Annotated in this window: 12 protein-coding genes and 1 tRNA gene; 6 read left to right on the forward strand and 7 right to left on the reverse strand. The window is 52.5% G+C overall.

The genetic code is table 11. The annotated features are described in order from the left end of the window. Positions 1-155: 155 nt before the first annotated feature. The 3 genes from EI42_RS22935 (at position 156) to EI42_RS22945 (ending at position 3,854) form a co-directional block, all read left to right on the forward strand. Positions 156-228 (forward strand) — tRNA-Phe (locus tag EI42_RS22935). 156 nt (positions 229-384) lie between these two features. Then, a complete protein-coding gene (locus tag EI42_RS22940) occupies positions 385-2,241 on the forward strand; it encodes a MutS family DNA mismatch repair protein (protein ID WP_211326318.1) in 1,857 nt (618 codons plus the stop codon). A 218-nt stretch (positions 2,242-2,459) separates the two neighbouring features. Further along, complete coding sequence (locus tag EI42_RS22945) at positions 2,460-3,854, forward strand: acyltransferase family protein (protein ID WP_170142839.1); 1,395 nt, start codon at positions 2,460-2,462, stop codon at positions 3,852-3,854. An 8-nt stretch (positions 3,855-3,862) separates the two neighbouring features. Here the strand turns inward: EI42_RS22945 and EI42_RS22950 are convergent, their stop codons facing one another. The 6 genes from EI42_RS22950 to EI42_RS22975 form a co-directional block, all read right to left on the reverse strand. Then, the gene (locus EI42_RS22950) at positions 3,863-5,575 is read right to left on the reverse strand and encodes an ArnT family glycosyltransferase (RefSeq protein ID WP_111324981.1); all 1,713 of its coding nucleotides are present in this window, start codon (positions 5,573-5,575) and stop codon (positions 3,863-3,865) included. Between the two features lie 42 nt (positions 5,576-5,617). Further along, positions 5,618-5,998 (reverse strand): response regulator, encoded by a 381-nt coding sequence (locus EI42_RS22955; RefSeq protein WP_170142840.1) that lies wholly within the window; start codon positions 5,996-5,998, stop codon positions 5,618-5,620. A 1-nt stretch (position 5,999) separates the two neighbouring features. Beyond that, a complete protein-coding gene (locus EI42_RS22960; RefSeq protein WP_111324983.1) occupies positions 6,000-8,684 on the reverse strand; it encodes a GAF domain-containing sensor histidine kinase in 2,685 nt (894 codons plus the stop codon). Positions 8,685-8,952: 268 nt separating this feature from the next. Next, positions 8,953-9,705 carry a LysM peptidoglycan-binding domain-containing protein gene (locus tag EI42_RS22965; RefSeq protein WP_246046333.1) on the reverse strand — a complete coding sequence of 251 codons (753 nt, stop codon included), beginning with the start codon at positions 9,703-9,705 and terminating at the stop codon, positions 8,953-8,955. 183 nt (positions 9,706-9,888) lie between these two features. Beyond that, positions 9,889-11,502, reverse strand: a complete 1,614-nt coding sequence (locus tag EI42_RS22970) for an amidohydrolase (RefSeq protein WP_111324984.1) — start codon at positions 11,500-11,502, stop codon at positions 9,889-9,891. 23 nt (positions 11,503-11,525) lie between these two features. Then, the gene (locus EI42_RS22975) at positions 11,526-12,464 is read right to left on the reverse strand and encodes an alpha/beta fold hydrolase (protein WP_170142841.1); all 939 of its coding nucleotides are present in this window, start codon (positions 12,462-12,464) and stop codon (positions 11,526-11,528) included. 64 nt (positions 12,465-12,528) lie between these two features. Here EI42_RS22975 and EI42_RS34475 point away from each other — a divergent pair, with 64 nt between their 5' ends. Continuing rightward, positions 12,529-12,663: a hypothetical protein gene (locus EI42_RS34475; RefSeq protein ID WP_282957334.1), complete on the forward strand. Its 135-nt coding sequence runs from the start codon at positions 12,529-12,531 to the stop codon at positions 12,661-12,663. 159 nt (positions 12,664-12,822) lie between these two features. Here the strand turns inward: EI42_RS34475 and EI42_RS22980 are convergent, their stop codons facing one another. Further along, a complete protein-coding gene (locus tag EI42_RS22980) occupies positions 12,823-13,845 on the reverse strand; it encodes a methyltransferase (RefSeq protein WP_111324986.1) in 1,023 nt (340 codons plus the stop codon). 1,328 nt (positions 13,846-15,173) lie between these two features. On the opposite strand from EI42_RS22980, the gene EI42_RS22985 reads away from it, so the two are divergent. Together EI42_RS22985 and EI42_RS22990 are read left to right on the forward strand one after the other, a co-directional pair. After that, positions 15,174-16,616 carry a sensor histidine kinase gene (locus EI42_RS22985; protein ID WP_170142842.1) on the forward strand — a complete coding sequence of 481 codons (1,443 nt, stop codon included), beginning with the start codon at positions 15,174-15,176 and terminating at the stop codon, positions 16,614-16,616. 119 nt (positions 16,617-16,735) lie between these two features. Beyond that, entirely contained in the window at positions 16,736-17,455 is a 720-nt protein-coding gene (locus tag EI42_RS22990; protein ID WP_111324988.1) for a response regulator transcription factor, read from the forward strand. Positions 17,456-17,459 lie beyond the last annotated feature (4 nt).

Raw genomic sequence — 17,459 nt, forward strand, 5'->3', positions numbered from 1 at the left:
TCGTATACATCGCATCTCAGGCGACAAGGTCATGCTTGTCGCCTGCCTGGTCCTCGGCCAGCATGCCAGATTTCTCACTGTTTTTGCCACAAGCTCAAAAATTGGGTCCAAAAAGGCTTGACGGCCAGAGCGAGTCGTGTTATATTAATTCTCGCGCCAAGGTAGCTCAGTCGGTAGAGCACAGCACTGAAAATGCTGGTGTCGCCGGTTCGATTCCGGCCCTTGGCATTTTGTATGCGCGCCGAAAAGGCGCTTTTTTTTTGTCTCTTCGAGACAGCAGCCCTCACAACCCGAAACCGTATTGTACGTACTACTTAAAAAGTAGAAACCCCATCAAGCTTTCATTTGAAAAGACAGGACACTTGCAAAATGATATCCCAACACATGCGTCAGGCTGCCTTGCAACGGCATCTGGAGCGACTACAAGAGCGTATAGATCGACGCCTGGACCGCCAACGTTTTTATGGTATGCAACAGCTCGCCACGGTTTTCCTGGGCTTCTTTCTCTGTGCGGGGGCGCTGGCCTGGAACCATTTTTTTGGCGTACTTGTCATCATCGGCGCTATTCTCTATTTCGTCTATAACTGGCGGCTGCATAAAGCCTATCAACAGAGTGTATCACGCTATCAGCGCCGTCTCGAATACCATCAACAGCAGCTTGCCCGCCTTGCACTCAACTGGGAGAATATCCCCTCAACAGGCCCCAAAGCGGAGCAGAGCGATCACCCCTTTGAAAATGACCTGGATATCAGCGGCGACTACTCGCTGCATGAACTGCTCAATACCGCAGCCTCCCAGGGTGGAAGCGAGCGCCTGCGCTCATGGCTTCTAACACGTGAACCTGACCGTGATACGATCCTTCAACGCCAGCAGCTTGTGCGGGAACTGACCCCAATGATCAATTTTCGGGCCGCGCTAGCCGAGCATTCACAGTATGCGGTCAGCTATGGCAACGAATATCTTGTAAGCGAGAGGCTACAAAACTGGGTCACCAGGACCATGAAACCTATACCCCTCTATAAGCTGATTGTTCCGCTCCTGCTCACAGCGCTCTTTCTCGGAACGATCATTGCCTATATCGTTGCCCATATCTCCCTGATGCTAACAGCCATTCCCTTTTTTCTTTGTATTGGTTGGTCAATCCTGACAACCTCTGATCGTGCAGGTCTGTATGAAGAAACGGCCTACATGAGTGAAACACTCAGGCGATTAGGCATCATCTTCAGTTTTCTCGAACGCACCTCTTTTGCGCCGCAGTCGAAGCTCCAGGGAATATGTCATCCCTGCTACAGTGGCACTGTTCGTCCCTCACGGTTGATGAAAAACCTCAAGTTGATTGCCTCTCTCTCGGGGTTCACTCAGGATCAGATAGGCAGTCTCTTCTTCAATGCGTTCCTGCCCTGGGATGCCTTCATCGCGCGCAGGCTTCAGGAGTTCAAGGCCGACCTCAGCGAGCACCTGCCGCAATGGCTCGATACATGGTATGAGCTCGAAGCGCTCTGTTCACTGGCGAATTTCGCCTATCTCAACCCGGAATACACTATGCCCCGACTTCTTCCCGCTGAAGCGGAGGGGCCACTGCTAGAGGCAACAGAGCTCGGTCATCCGCTGATCGATCCCGCCGTCCGTGTGACCAACACGACCAGCTTTGCCCGCATCGGTGACATCATGCTCCTGACCGGCTCCAATATGGCGGGAAAAAGCACCTTCCTGCGCACTATCGGCGTTAACCTCTGTCTGGCATATGCCGGAGCACCGGTGGTTGCTCGCTCATTTCAGACCCGACTCTTTGAGCTCTATGCCTGCATTCGTGTCACCGACTCAATGGCTGATGGCTTCTCCTATTTCTATGCCGAAGTTCATCGTCTGCGCGGACTCCTTCAGCGGCTGGAAGCACAACCACGTTACCCGATCTTCTTCCTTATCGATGAGATTTTCAAAGGCACAAACAACCGCGAGCGGCTTATTGGCAGCCACGCCTATATCTATGCACTGGCGCAGAAGCGGTGTGTCGGTGCGCTGACCACTCACGACCTTGAGCTTGTGACACTCAGCGAGGAATTGCCGCAGGTAAGCAATTATCACTTCCGGGAAGAGGTGGTTGACGGGAAAATGACCTTTGACTATAAGCTGCACGTGGGCCCCTGTCCCACAACCAACGCTCTGAAGATCATGCAATTGGAAGGTTTGCCCATTTCCTGGCCTGATCCTATAAAGGGCACAAAAGAGAAAAGCAAATAAAAGAAACAAGAAGAGAAATGACCGCTTTCTACCTGACGGAAGCGGTTATTTTTATCTAATATACCGCAATATATTCCTACCCTTATTTCGCATTCTTGCAAATCCTCGGCCCTGTTTGTTACAGTGTCAGGTGAAGTAGGACCTAATGCTGTAAAATGTGAGGAGTCACTAAAACCTTGATTACTCCAGTCGCCGTAAGCCAAAATAGAGAATCTTTTTTGCAACGTACAAGAGCAAAACTAGATCTTATACTGGAAGGCAAGAAACAGAAAAACACGATTGCTGTGTTGGATGGGGTGCGGGCCCTGGCCTGCCTTTTTGTTATTGCTTATCATATGATGCTCATCTTTGTACAGGATATCAAGATCCTGCGCATGGACAAGCTCCCGGTCTTCTTCGGGGCGATCCTCAACGCAGGAGATACGGGCGTCAATCTTTTTTTTATTCTTTCGGGCTTCCTGCTATTTCTTCCCTACGCGAGAGCCATTCTTTTTGAGCAACAGAAATGGCCCTCTTTCTGGAGATTCTATGTAAAGCGCATTATGCGCATCTTGCCAGCCTATTATCTCTCGCTCCTGCTCATGATTCTCCTTTTTCACCCTGCCTACCTTCAGCCCAGGAACCTCCCCCGTGTACTGGCATTTGTCACTATGTTTATGGATTCGGGCAAGACCACCTTCAAGGAGATCAACGGTCCATTCTGGACATTGGCAGTCGAGTGGCAATTCTACCTCTGGCTTCCCTTTATCGCGCTCGGGATCGGCCTGCTGGTGCGAGCAATCATGTCTCGTTCCACTCCGCGTTCACGCTTCTTTCTGCTCTCGTTCTTCTTGCTGTTGCTGACAAGCTGGGGCGTATTCTCACGCTTTGTCGGGCTTCAATTTGAAAGGCATGTCTGGAATCTACCGGCCATTCCGCCTATTATCACCCATATCTATCTTGTGCTCTCATATGGCACGATCGAGAAAGCAGGCCTGCACGGCAAATTCCTTGAGAACTTTGCGGTTGGTATGTGGGTCAGTTCGCTCTACATCTATGTGCAAGCGCTTCCCAAGCAACACAAGCAAAACACCGAGCGCCGTTTGCAAAAGCTCAGCCCCTTGCTCTTTGTGATCGGGCTACTGGTACTCCTCAGTATGTTCCTCTGGAAGTACGATATGCACCCGAAGCTCGCCACAGATCTCAACATTTTCAGAGCGCTCAATGACAATTTCGCCTACGTTTCCGAATTGGGCTACGGTCTGGGCTATGGCATCTGCGTTCTGGCCCTGCTCTTCGGTTTTGCCTGGCTGAAACGGCCCTTTGAGTGGAAACCGTTGCGCTGGATTGGTCTGCTCTCATATGGCCTGTATATGTGGCATCTGCTGCTATTGCAACAACTGACACCATTGATTCAAAGCCATGTGCACCACTGGCCCAACATCCTCATCTACCTGAGCTACGGTGCCTGGCTCCTTTTCCTGATTATTCCCTGTATGCTGTTGCTCTTCTTCCTGGTTGAACGCCCGGGGATTCAGCTTGGAGAGCTGCTGACACGCAATAAAAAAAGCCATCCAACAAAGCGGACGGCTTCTATAAACGATGAGTCTCATGAGCTCATCGCAAAAGATTGACAACTGGCTCACTGGGGCAAATACAACCAGTATCCCTCTAACGAGATCCGCTTGTATTTGCGCCCGGTCTGCTGAAAGTAACGCTCAATGTTTTTATGCACAACAGAATTGGCGGGCGAGATATCTGTTCCCGGTACATATTTCGAGGAGGCCGAGAACAGATATGCCGCCTTCGGATCATGCTGTACCAGTTCCAGATAGCCCGGCACGCGGTTTCGCCCGGGCTTCAGCTCATCACTCACCCCGACACAGGCAATGCGTTCCTGCGAGAGAAACGAAAACTTATTGCACCCCCAATAGTCGGTGTAGATGCTCTTCACACCAAGCTGAACCAGCGTGTTCACAATACGCTCGTTTCGACGCGCAATTTCTATTGCCTGCGGCACTTCTCCAAATGCGGTCAGGAATGGGCCAATCAGCGACATCACAAGGACATAGGTCAGAATAAGGGCGCATCCGCCTTTGCCCACCAGTGCGGGCCAACGCTTTTTCTCGATCTGCGCCGTAATGCCCTGCCAGAGCCACCAGAAAAGCGCGGGCAAACAGACCAGCAAACCAATGACATACCGTGCATGCACGTCAGGATCATGTAGAGAACCATTGCTAAATGCATACATATAAATCGTCAACAAAGCGGCGCCGAGCAGGCCAGCGTGTAAGATTGCCCGCCGCCATTGAAGCTGTGCCTGTTCCTCTCCTGGCGCCTGCCGCCCCTGCCTCCATGTGCGCCAGAGCGTCCAACAAGCCAGGCAGAGCGCGATCAAAAAGACGGCGCAATAGCCAAACCCCCACAGATCCATCAGCACCTGACAGCGGCGCGTATACTGCACTACAGGAGCAAGGTAGACAAACTTGCCATACAGAGGACAGAAAGGCTCACCGGTCATCAACGGAATGCTGATCCGAATCGTATTGAGCAAGCCTGTTATTTTCTGGCTCCAACTCAACTGTGAGCCACGCATGCTATTGAGCACCGACCACGAATCCTGGCCAGGCAGGGCATGCAGATTGTAATAGAGCAGCGGGAACGCGCCGATCCCCAGGCCGAGGAGCAAGAGCAACACAGGCCACCCGTGCAGGAACTCACGCCAGCAAACCACAAACAGGACCACACCCGACATACAGACAAAAGGCGCGATCAGTAAGTCACTCCAGAGCGCACAGCCTGCCACAAGCCCCCAGAGCAAGTAGAGCGCAACTCGCCACCAGCGAAAGCTGCGTGGGCGGTAGGTCAGGACGAGCAGCGCAGAGAGCACAAACAGGAGCGAACCAAACAACAGCGTTTCAGTATAGCCTCCAATCGCGCTCAACTCGCGTGCCATGACATAGCCAGAGCCCAGACACAGCAGGAGCAAGGAGAACAGAGCCCATCCCCGGGTATAGAGCAAGCGTGCAAGAATATAGGAACTTGCTAAAAAGAGCGCAAAGAGAACGACCAGACCCAACCGCAGCGCGAAGAGCGATGGGCCAAAGAGATGGAAAAAAAGGGCCCCCAGGAACGCCTGATGAGACCCCATATAGTGTTGACCATAATAAAAAATGGGAAGATCGCCGTGATAGGCAATGCGTAACGCCATAATACCAATCGTGCCTTCATCACTATTGGTCCACGGCCACCCTAGAAAAATAAAGATACCACGCATAATACTCGCGGCAAGAATCAAAGAAAAGGCAAGCACATCATGCCTGCCCAGATGAGATGATTTCATGGTTGTTTCCATATATTCCTTTTTCATTTACTCAATGACAGAAACATCCATCTTTTAGCCTGTGAGCATGTATGGTTCAAGCACCTGCATCACGTCATCTACTGTAAACGGTTTTGGCATGGTTGCATCAACCTGAAGCGCGGAAATATCCACCATATTATCAAGGGCAGACATCAGCACAATCACGTGCCGCTGACGCACCTCCGGTTCAGCCAGTAGCTGTCGGCATACCTCTCGACCATCCATGACAGGCATCAGCATATCCATAAAAACCAGAAAGTTTCCATCTCTGCGCAAGATCTCCAGCGCCTCACGCCCATTACGAGCCACAGAGATCGGATACGCCTCAAAACTGAGAATATCAACCATCATATCTCTGATAATAGGGTCATCATCCACCACTAAGATCGCACTTGGCCTCTTCTGCACCTGCATATCACTCTCCTGTTTCAACTGGTGGCTCGACACGAGGAAGATAAAATGTGAAAACAGAACCTTCTTCAGGGTCACTGCTCGCCAGCCAGATCTTTCCCCCCATAGCCTCAACATAGCGGCGACAAATATACAACCCCAGACCCGACCCCCGAACCGGCGTCGTCAGTGAACGCGGTGCCCTGACAAACTTCTCGAAGATGCGCTGCTGATCCTCTGGCAACACACCTTCTCCCTGATCCTTGACAGAGATCAACACAACAGGAATATCCCCCTGTTCTACCAGCAACATTGGGTCTTCCTGGTCTTCCGGCAACCTCTCCGCCACCTTCGCAAGCGTTGTCTCCTCGGCAAAAACCGTAATCTCGCTTTTTGCCGGCGAGTATTTTGCAGCATTATCAAGCAAATTGACCATCACCTGACGAAAGTGGAGCGCATCAGCATTCACCCACAAGTGCTTGTCTATCCGCAGGCGGATCTTCTGCTCAATATTGAACAAGAGCATCCTGGCAGCAATCTCCGCCACTGTTCGGACCTGTACCGCCTCAAACTTAAGCTCCAACTTCTTGTCAACGGCTCCCAGTTTTGCGGCATCCGTCATGTTATCAATGAGATTCTGTAGTTGCTGCGCTGCGGTACTGATCTTGGTTGCAAACCGGAGAATATCCTGCGATGAAGCACGAGAGCTCTGCCGTTTTAGCAGGGTCGAATAGCCGATAATCGCGCTCATGGGCGTGCGTAGCTCATGCGATGCAGTCACCATAAACTCATCTTTGAGCTTGTCCATGCGCTGCAATTCTGCATACGCCTCCTCACGCTGCTCAACAAGCTGAGCGTTCCGAATCGCGCTGGCCGCCTGGGCACAAATGGCAAGCAACATGCCCACATCCTTCGGACGGAAGTTTCTGCTCTCTCTCGGTACAGAGACCGAAAGCAGGCCGATAAAATCTTCCTGAAAGAACATCGGTATCATCAACATCTGTTGATCGGGGAGGGCACGCAGGAACAGGGCTCCCCCTTCGTCGCTCAACTGTGCCAGCTCTTCCAGCTTGGGCGGGTCAAGATAGAAAAACGAGGACTCGTTTACCAGTTGCTGCAAAAAGGTATCTTGAAACGGCAGACGGATCAAGCGGATCAGCGCCTCGTGCTCGCCCTTATTATAGGGCGGCTCAATCGCCGGGCGTCCACTGCCATCGTCAAGCTGGCTGACACTCGGAGGGCCATACATCGCCTGGGCAACCAGCTCTTCTTTGGTGGGCGAGAGCTGGAAGAACACACAGAGATCCACCCGTACCAGACTGGCAACCTTCTCCACAAAGGTATTGAGCAGTGCATTGACATCCAGCACCGAGCCAATGGACTGCAACGCGCTGTTAATCGCGGCAAGCTGTGCCTCACGTTGACGAGCATCACGCAGAAGATGCCGGTCACGCTCATAAAGCTTGGCGTTCTCGAAGCTTACAGTGACTATCTGAATCATTGTTTCCAGAACCTGTATTTCCTCTACATGATATGCGTGTGGACGCTTACTTGTAAGGCACAATGAGCCTGTAACCCGATTAAACATTTTCATTGGCAAGAAAAGAAACGATTGAGCGCTGCGTTGGTCTCCCCAGGTACCCATCAGTAATTCTTGATACTGCTCTCGAAGTCGGGCATCCTGAGCGGGCGAAAAGTTCAGGCGAAGCAGCTCGTTGTGGGCCACCTGCTGCGCCACAGTCCACCACATCGGGCGGTCCTCTTTTTTCGAGATTACCGGTTGCTCAGCCAGATTCGCGACAGAGTGACCATCGATCACCGCAAAGATATCGTAGATTCCCTCAGTATCCCGATCGTATAGCGTCAATAACATTGCCGAGACATCAACCACCTGAGTCGTAAACTGATAGATCTTGCCAACCAGCTCCGAGAGCTTGACCGTGGCAGGAAACGCGGTACTGATATTCTGCAAATGCTCAAGGTACTCGCTCGTCCGCTGCTGAAGCCGCTTCAGGCGCTCATTTTGTAGATAGAGCGAGATACGCTCAACATATTGCAGTGCCTCGGCTCGCTGTCGCTGCTGAAAGCCCGCGCCCAGGCCGGAAATGATCTGATACAGAACCACAACCCCTTCAACACGAGAGGGAGCGGCCTCATCACCATAGAGCACATCAACCGGGGTACCTTCCTGAACAGGCACAACCAGATATGACGTAGGAGGGATATCAATATGCAGCTTCAGGGGCTGCCCGTGATGGAAGATCGAGAGGTACTCTTCATGGCTCAAGATATAGGCTTCATTTCTCTGCCAGGCCTGCCCGATTACATCCTGACCACGCGCAAAAGCCGTCCCTACCGCGAACAGCTCACACTGCGGAGGAAGCACATCTTCAATCTCATCCATTGCAGGGCTTTCCTGTCGCAGATAACCGGAAGGAGTGGGAGCGATATCCTTTTGCAGATGCATTGAAATACGCCTCCGAGGAACTCGAAGACCCAACCCGCCCGCTTCAACATACACACTTGCATTCCGCACACGAACATGGGCCTGCACAACCATACGATCCTGACTCTCGTCATAGAGCGCGATACAGGCTCCCTGTGCGGAAAATTGCGCCATCATCTGTTGTAAAAGGAAACGCAAGAGTGGCAACAAATAGGTCCGGTTCCTGGATGCGTCAGGACTTTCCCAGGCAGAGGCAGAAGCCATATGTTTTCCCTCCTCGGTCTCGATCCTTCCTCAGGCCTAATCTCTATCAGTTTCTCTCGATTCAGTACAGCCTAGCATATCATATCTGCTATGCTAAGTGTAGTGCAGGGGAGGTGTAAATGTTGACAAGTAGCACATTTGGGCCTGGACGCTTACTTTCACTCGGAATAGATCTACTATTTCCGTGTCAACAGGAGCCAAAAAAGGAAAGCGGGTGATCCATTCTCGACCACCCGCTTTCAGATATAGACGTACGTCTATGTATCAATTAGTAGACAAAAGCAACGCCGCTTCCAGGGTAAATAGTAGAGTAAGAAACACTCCAGGGATTGGCACCCCAGTTCATGTTACTGACTGTTACAGAGCCGTCAGCATTGATGCTTTCAACGATACCGACATGACCGAGCCAGGAAGCTCCCTGTACGTTGGCCTGCAGGACAACAACAGCACCACGCACCGGTGTGTAGGAAACGTTCCAACCGAACTCGCGAGCGCGGTCAACCCACTGCCAGGCGTTAGAGTTGGTCGTCCAGGGAACATAATATCCATGCAACTGATGGAAGCGTTCATTCGCCCACCATGTGCACTGCCCATAAGGGAAATAGTTTCCACTTCCGTGCGTGCGGTTCGCCGTATAGGAGATTGTGCTGACGTTAGAAGGTGTTGTCCCCTGGGAAGAGCCACCACCATTGTTGGAAACGCTGCCAGACTGCTTACCAGGAATACAGACGTGTTGATCAACGTAAATCAGGTCCGGATTCGGCAACTTGTTGTAGGTCGCCAGGTTCTGATAGTTGGTGCCATACTGCATAGCAATAGCGCCCAACGTATCGCCCGGGCGTACAACATATGTCTGATCTCCGGTGCTACAAAGACCTGCCGCAAACGTGCTTGCGATCTGATCTCCAAATACACCAAAGGCACCGATCAGCAGCGCTCCAATAATGGCAAGGTTTGTGATAGCAAGTTTTGCAACGCTGCGTTTCTTGCAATACTGCCAGATTGTCTGCAATCTGTTCATCGATTGTTTGCCTCCATCTTTTTTCCATTGCGTGTATATGGCAGTCCCGTTATCTGCCCGCGCTATCAAGCGCGTATACACTGATGCAAATCCTTTGATGAGGCAATATTAACACAAGCAATCGATGAAACACTATGAAACACTATGAATCTAGGAGAAATGGCCTATAGGCTAAAGGACCTCCTACACTTCACCATAGACGATTTTCCCACCGAGAATAGTTGCCTGGACCCCATTCTCACTCATCTTCTCCTGGGGTACGTGCACTATATCATCTCGGAGCACAACTGCGTCGCCAAGCTTCCCAACCGTAATGGAGCCCTTCAGCTTCTCTTCTGCTCCTGCATACGCCGCACCAAGCGTATACCCCCAGAGCGCGTTACTCACAGAAAGCGCCTGATCTGGCAACCAGGAAGGACGTCTTGACTCGGGATCGGAGCGTACAGTTGCCGCATAGAGAATATGCAAGGGATCAAATGTTTCCACTGGCGCATCTGAGCCAAGCGCAATCGGGATTCCCATTTCGTGCATAGTGCGATAGGCATAGGCATAGCGATGGCGCTTACCCCAGTACCGTACAGCCAGATCACGATCAGCAACCGCATGATAGGGCTGAATGGAGGCAACGACGCCCAGGCGGCGCATGCGCTCAAGGTCGGTCCGTGCAATCAACTGAACATGTTCCAGCCGATAACGCAAGCCCCGTTCTGGATCATAGGGCCTTCCCTGCTCGGCCAGCCAGCGCTGTGCATATTCAATTGAGTTCAGTGCCACGCGGGCCGCTCTGTCACCAATCGCATGAATGGCAACCATCAAACCTAAATCACTGGCATCGCGCACAACAGCCTGCATCTCGTTTTCAGGAATCGAGAGAATACCAAAATTCCCGGGGTTCCCCTCAAAACTTTCCAGCATTGCCGCCGTCTGTGAACCAAGCGTGCCATCCGCAAAAATCTTGATCCCGGTCACCCGCAACAGGTCATTGTCCTCGTTCTTGATCCCTCGCTCGCGCAACTGAGGCAGGAGCTGACGGGGCAACACCATCTGTACGCGCACCCCAAGTTTGCCTTCATCACGCAATTGCTGAAAGATCTGTAGCGTATCCTCTCCCTCAATATCGTGAATAGAGGTAATACCCGACCGCTGCAACTTTTGCAATGCCTCTTCAATCAGGAGCCGATCCAGCTCAGGATCTGACTTTTCGACAACGCGATACATCAGTGAGGTCGCGCCTTCTTCCTGCAAGATGCCAGTTGGCTCACCTGAGCCATCACGCAAGATTGCCCCGGTCTCCGGCTCCGGCGTCTCGGCTGTGATTCCAGCCTTCTGTAGTGCCAGCGAGTTCACCCAGAGCAAATGACCGTCTTTGCTCCAAAGCACAACAGGATGATGAGGTGCTGCCGCGTCTAGCGAAGCCTTCGTTGGAAAACGACCACCGGGCCACAAATTCTTATCCCAACGTCCTCCCTGAATCCAGCGCCCCGGCGGTGTCTTTGCAGCACGCTGTCGCACCAGCTCCGCGACCTCATCTTCTGAGGACGCGTTCTCTGCATCGATATGATATGCGCGATACGCGGTGCTCATCAGATGGATATGCGCATCAATAAAGCCGGGAAGAACGGTTCGCCCCTTGATATCAATCAACTCAGCATGTTGGCCGCCAACACGTCGCACCTCGTCATTGCTGCCAACGGCCAGAATTCGGCCACTGACATCATCGATTGCCATCGCCTGAGCGCGTGGCTGTAACGCATCCATCGTGTAGATGTTGCCATTGAGAAAAAGCACTGTTGTCATCTGTCAACCCTCTCCAAGAATAGTCAGAGTTCTGCAACAAAACTGGCTACAGCCTGCGCAAGTGTTTGCGGGTGTTGTAGCTGAATATCGTGATTGGCCCCGGGCATCCAGAGCACCGAGCACCGCCGAATAGCCCGGGCAACCTGAGCCGCCATATAGCCTTTTGCCGCGGCGAACTCGGCGGCCGTCTCCAATCGTTCCGGCGGATCACCATCCGGCTTCGGTTCAGGCGCTGCTGGCACCAACAGAACCGGACAGGAAAGCTTACTATAATAGAGCAGCGCCCGGTCCTCCCACAGTGATTCTCGAATCTGTCTTCCATGTTCACGCTGTAACCGCTCTTCCACGCTCCCATCAGGCAACTGCTGCACATAGCTGAGTATAATATTTTCTATCTCGGGAGACCAGAACACCTCCATCTCCGCTTTCATCGCCTCAAGAAAATGATTCAGCGAGGCATAATGGCGATCAGGGCCCTTCTCACTTGCCCGAATGAAACGATCATGGGTCATACCAGGCCAGTGTCTGGGCTCTACATGAGGACAATCAACCAGCACAAGATGGCTGACCAGCGCCGGATGTCGTGCAGCCAGTACCAGCGCCACACGTGCCCCCCAACCATGTCCGACCAGTGCCACCTGACCAAGCCCCAGAGCCGCCATCCCGTGGACCACATCTTCCGCCACGGTCACAAGGTCATAACCCGCCTCCGGCTGCTCACTCAATCCGTGCCCGCGCAGGTCAAAGGCGATCACGAGATGTTTATGATAGAGGTGCTGTGCCACTAACTGCCAGGTATTGGCCGTGGCACTCAGCCCGTGCAACAAAACCAGAGGGATATTGTCCTCGGCACTTTCACCTATCTCTCCCGGAGCAGTCTGAGCTGTCAACGAGGAATCCCATTCAAGGTAGTGCAGTCTGATAATCTCGGTGTTGACAAAGGCACTGCGAGGTTTTGTCATGGCTAATCCCTTCATAAAGCGAAACCGACACTCAATCCGTTTCGAGAAGAAAGCAAGGCCGTTTATGTCCCGCTTGTCAGCACCAGCGGTACAGCTTTTCGTCGCTCAATTCGCTTCCATGAGGCAAACAAGCGCCGTCAGTACACGCACAGATCTGATCCCGGACGACAGGGAGATGCAATACGTGCCGGAACAGTGACAGGCAGAAAAGAAACGCTGGCCTCACATCACAAGAAGATCAACAGAACCCACTTACATGTTTTGAGATACCAGAATATCAGTACAACTCTTCTTCTATTGTACCCCATAAAGCCGGTCTACTCGCGCCTGACTCTGATGTTCTCGTGTTCTGCGCTCGCTACTTCTGTCCGGGCAAGGGAGACGAAGCGCACAACACCTTATATTTCGTGTTTCCTGCCACCTCAACCACTTTGCCATAACAGCTCTGCATGGTCGGCTCATATTTGAGAAAGCGATTCGCAACCAGATAAAAGCGCCCATTCCGCTGAAGCACCTGCGCCGACTCCCGGATAAAGCGCTCGGCAATGGTCGTCGTTTGGATGCCTCCCTGATGAAATGGAGGATTTGTCACCACCAGATCAAACCGCTGCTCTCGAACTGCCTGCACTCCATCACCGGGTAAAACCGTAACATTACGCAGCCCGCTGTTGACAACAGCTTCCTGTGCTGCCGCCACCGCAGCCAGACTGACATCAATCATTGTGACATGGCCCTCTGACGCCTGACGAGCCAGATGCACACCAATAAAGCCAGCGCCACACCCCAGATCAAGCACGCGATCCTGTAGACGCACCGGCACCGCCTCAAGCAGCAGACGCGTTCCCTCATCCAGCCGACTATCAGCAAAGACAGGCAGCGCCTCCGGCTTCGGCAATGCCAGTCCCGGGGGACGGCGCGAGGCAATCACCCGCTGCCCCTTGCTCATCACCAGCGTCTCGCCATTGCCAAAAAGCTCCTGCATACGCCGCCCGATGCTCATAATACCTCTATCCTTCGCACCTGTGACATAGAGCGTTCCACCGGGGCGCAGGGCATAGGCCGCCACCTGCAACGCGTAATACATCCAGGCATTGGAGGGCTGATAGAGCAGGTTCAACAGCGCAATATCTGCCGTTCCTTCCTTCTGATCTTGAAGATAGGCATGAAAAGGAACAAAGCGTGTGTGCTGTTCCGGTGAGAAAAGCTGCAAAGCCGCTGTAGCCGCAGCAAGGTTATCTTCCGCAAAAATGATCTCTGCACTCCCCGTTGCTTTCGCGGCAAGCTCCTGCACAAAGGGGTCAGCCGCCGAATTGAGGATCAGCACTGTTTCCCGACCAGAAAGCGAGACACTTTCGCAAAACAGACATAACGGGCGTCTCATACTCTCACTCCTTCAATCTAGCGTTCCAGCGATATCACCGCATAGCTTACGGGACCATCAGACGCTCGTCAATGAGCAAAATATGGTTGCGTTATAGCAACATAATAGCTAGAAAACATCTCTGTTAGCATAGATTTATAACAAGATGAAAAAAATGTAATCTCATTTCTTTTTGGTTTGCCTCCAAAAATGAAAAATTATTCATCATACACGTTCTTCAATTCATTGCATCGTCATAACTTCGTGTTATATTAGAGACAGAAACAAAAGGGAACACAAAACCCGAAGGGGAAGTGCATAGCTGACCTGATTGGAGCATGAGGAATACGTGGTTTGGGGGAAAGGTCAGGTGCGGGGATTGGTAGAGATGTTGACAGAGTGCACGGAACCCGAAGAGAAAGTGCATAGCTGACCTGATTGGAGCATGGGGAATACGTGGTTGTGGGGAAGGTCAGGTGCTGGATCTGGTAGAGAGACGAGGTGTCTCAGCCAGAAGAGCGCCGTAACGGACGACAGGATGTGAGCTTTTCGCCTGCCGGTCTTGTGAAAGCGTAGCGGCTGAGGCATCGGCTCTCACAAAAAGCGCATATCGGTATATATGGGGGCTCCAGTGGTAAGGGAGGAAGATGTGCGCATCTACTCGGGCCATCTATTTGGACTCAGAATGAGGGGAAGGCCGATGGGCGTGGCAGGGAAGGTGAGCGGGGAAGCAGGCCTTGATGTAGCAGGGAGGTTGGGTGTTGATGCTGAGCGGAAAGTGCAGTGATGCACTTTCTCATCAGAGATCAACCAGGAAAACCTTCTTACTCTCAGTAGTGGAGCAGGGCTTGTCAGGTGGCAGGTGGAGAGAGCAAGAAGTGACAGCGAAGACCCGGAATGCCTCGTCTGACAGGGCGGGGAGATGGGTGTTCCTGAACGAAGCAGCGGTACCGTCGGGCAGACGGGAACCGACGAGCACGCCTCGTCAAACGCTTCTGGACAGGTGGCTTCTCCTCACCGCGTCAGGAGACTGGCAGGTGAGCACGCCACATGGATGAAAGAAGAATCCACCGGTCACACCGGATGGAGTGTCAGCGATAGAACCAGCGCACATTGTACAGGGGTGGATGAGGGGATGTGGTGGACCAGAAGGGGTCCGGGGGCTTCCTTGCCTCCGGACCCTTTTTTGCTGTCAAGCAGCAGGACACATATTCGTAACAAATTCGTTATATGCTATACATACCAGCACACTATACTGGCTCCATAGCGTTTCTGAGCAACCAGAACCACGGATCTGTGGTGACACGCTATCATCACTGCTTGACCAGCTTCAGGAAAAATACATGCTTATGCAAACAACAATTCAGGCAACTGCTGAGCCGCTTTCCTCACCCGGAAAGCGCTTCTCGAAAAGCATACTCTACCTATTGCTGTCCTTCCCCTTAGGAATAGCATACCTTGTCTTCTTACTTACGGGAATCTCTCTGGGCCTCAGCCTCCTGATTGTCTGGATCGGCATACCGATTCTCTTCTTTGTGCTCTATAGCTGGTGGGGAATGGCCCGCTTTGAGCGCTCTCTGGCGATCAACTTGCTACAGGCTGAGGTGCCGCCTATTGAGATACCAGAATCCCGTAAACCAACCATGCGCGAGTGGCTGAGCAAACGCCTGATCAGCTCGATGACATGGAAAACGCTTGCTTTTCTGATACTCAAGTTCCCGCTTGGCCTGCTCTCGTTCATCTTTACCATTAACGCCTTTGTGCTTATCCTCGTTCTCGCAATCTGTACCAGCGTGCTGACGTTCCTTATCGCGCCATTTGTCTATATTGGCATCGTGATCGCGGGCAAGCCACTTTCATTTCGGTTGGGGAAACGTCATATTCACGCCGAAACCATGCTTGAGATCCTGGGAGCAGGTGTGACCGGTCTGGGACTGGCACTGTTGCCGCTCTACCTGCTTCAGGGAATGGTCTGGATCTGGAAAGAGCTGGCACGCATCCTGCTTGGCATGAACGATCAAACGCAACGCATTGCCCGAGCAGAAGCAAAAGCCCGCGAAGAGCAGGCCCGCGCCACACGCGCCGAGTTGAGCCGACAGGAGTTAATCGCCAATGTCTCGCATGAGCTACGCACTCCCGTTGCCAGCATTCGCGCTCACCTTGAGTCCTTGCTTCAGGCCACAGAGAAGCCCGGGACGCGGCCTCTGACTCCGGACACGCTCCATCGCTACCTGACCATCGTTCATCGCGAATCGGTGCGCCTGGGCACACTGGTTGATGATCTCCTCTCTCTGGCTCGCAACGAGACAGACAAGCTGCACCTGAATATGGCCTCGGTCGAAGCAGATGAGGTTGTTGAAGAGGTCTATCAGTCGCTCTTACCTCTGGCACGCAAAGAGCGTCAGATTACTCTGATTCGCGAGATCGAGCCAGGAATACCCAGAGTCAAAGCAGATCGGCAGCGATTGCGTCAGGTTCTGCTGAACCTTGTGCGCAATGCGATCACCTATACGCCCGATGGCGGCATTATCGCGATCACTTTGAAGCAGGAAAAGCTCGATCAGGTTGTTCTGGCGGTCTCAGATACCGGTATCGGCATTCCCGAGGAGGCGCTTGAGAAGATCTTTGATCGCTTCTATCGCACCGATGCATCTCGTACCCGCTCATCTGGTGGCTTTGGCCTGGGGCTCGCTATCGTCCAGGATCTGGTAATTGCAATGGGGGGCTTTATCAACGTTGAAAGCAAAGTCGGGGAGGGGAGCAGTTTTCGCGTCATCCTTCAAACTGCCTGACTTCGCACCTCGATTTATCAGGGATGCTAGACGGATTACCGGTTGAGGTTGTACACTATAGGAGAACAACAGCAGTCTGTATGTATTCCTGAAACGGGCAGGGAGAACAAACAACATTTATGGCACGCGTTTTAGTAGTTGAAGACGAAGTCGATATATGTAACCTGATTAAGAGCGAATTGGAAGCCGAGGGGCACGTTGTTTTTCAAGCATTCGATGGCCCCACCGCTCTGACACTGGTAGAACAACATATTCCACATCTGATAATCCTGGATTGGATGCTTCCCGGACTAGATGGACTTTCGGTCTGTCGACGCGTGCGCCAGAATCACCTCATGCCTATTATTATGCTTACCGCCCGGAATGAGGAGATAGACCGTATTCTAGGGCTGGAAGTCGGCGCAGACGATTACGTTAGTAAGCCCTTCAGCGTACGCGAATTGATGGCACGCGTTCGTGCTATGCTGCGACGCGTTGAGCTTGATAGCCGTCTGACACAGCCGCCTCAGCCCACTGCCCCTGCCCAGCCTGCCCCTTCCGAACCGGCCCCAACAATTGTGCATGGGACGCTGATGATTAACCAGTCAGCCCGTACTGTACAGCTAAATGGGTCAACTATCGATCTGACACCGCGCGAGTACGAGCTTCTGGTTCTGCTGACATCACATCCCGGAAGGGCCTTCAGTCGGGATTTCCTGCTACAGCAGCTCTGGGGCTACGATTATGATGGATTTGATCGTACCGTTGATACCCATATTACCCGCTTGCGCAAAAAGCTCGGCCCGTTAGGCGAGAAAATTGCAACTGTCTGGGGTGTCGGGTACCGGTTCACCGCCTGACCTC

The sequence above is a fragment of the Thermosporothrix hazakensis genome, from assembly GCF_003253565.1.
GTDB lineage: Bacteria > Chloroflexota > Ktedonobacteria > Ktedonobacterales > Ktedonobacteraceae > Thermosporothrix > Thermosporothrix hazakensis.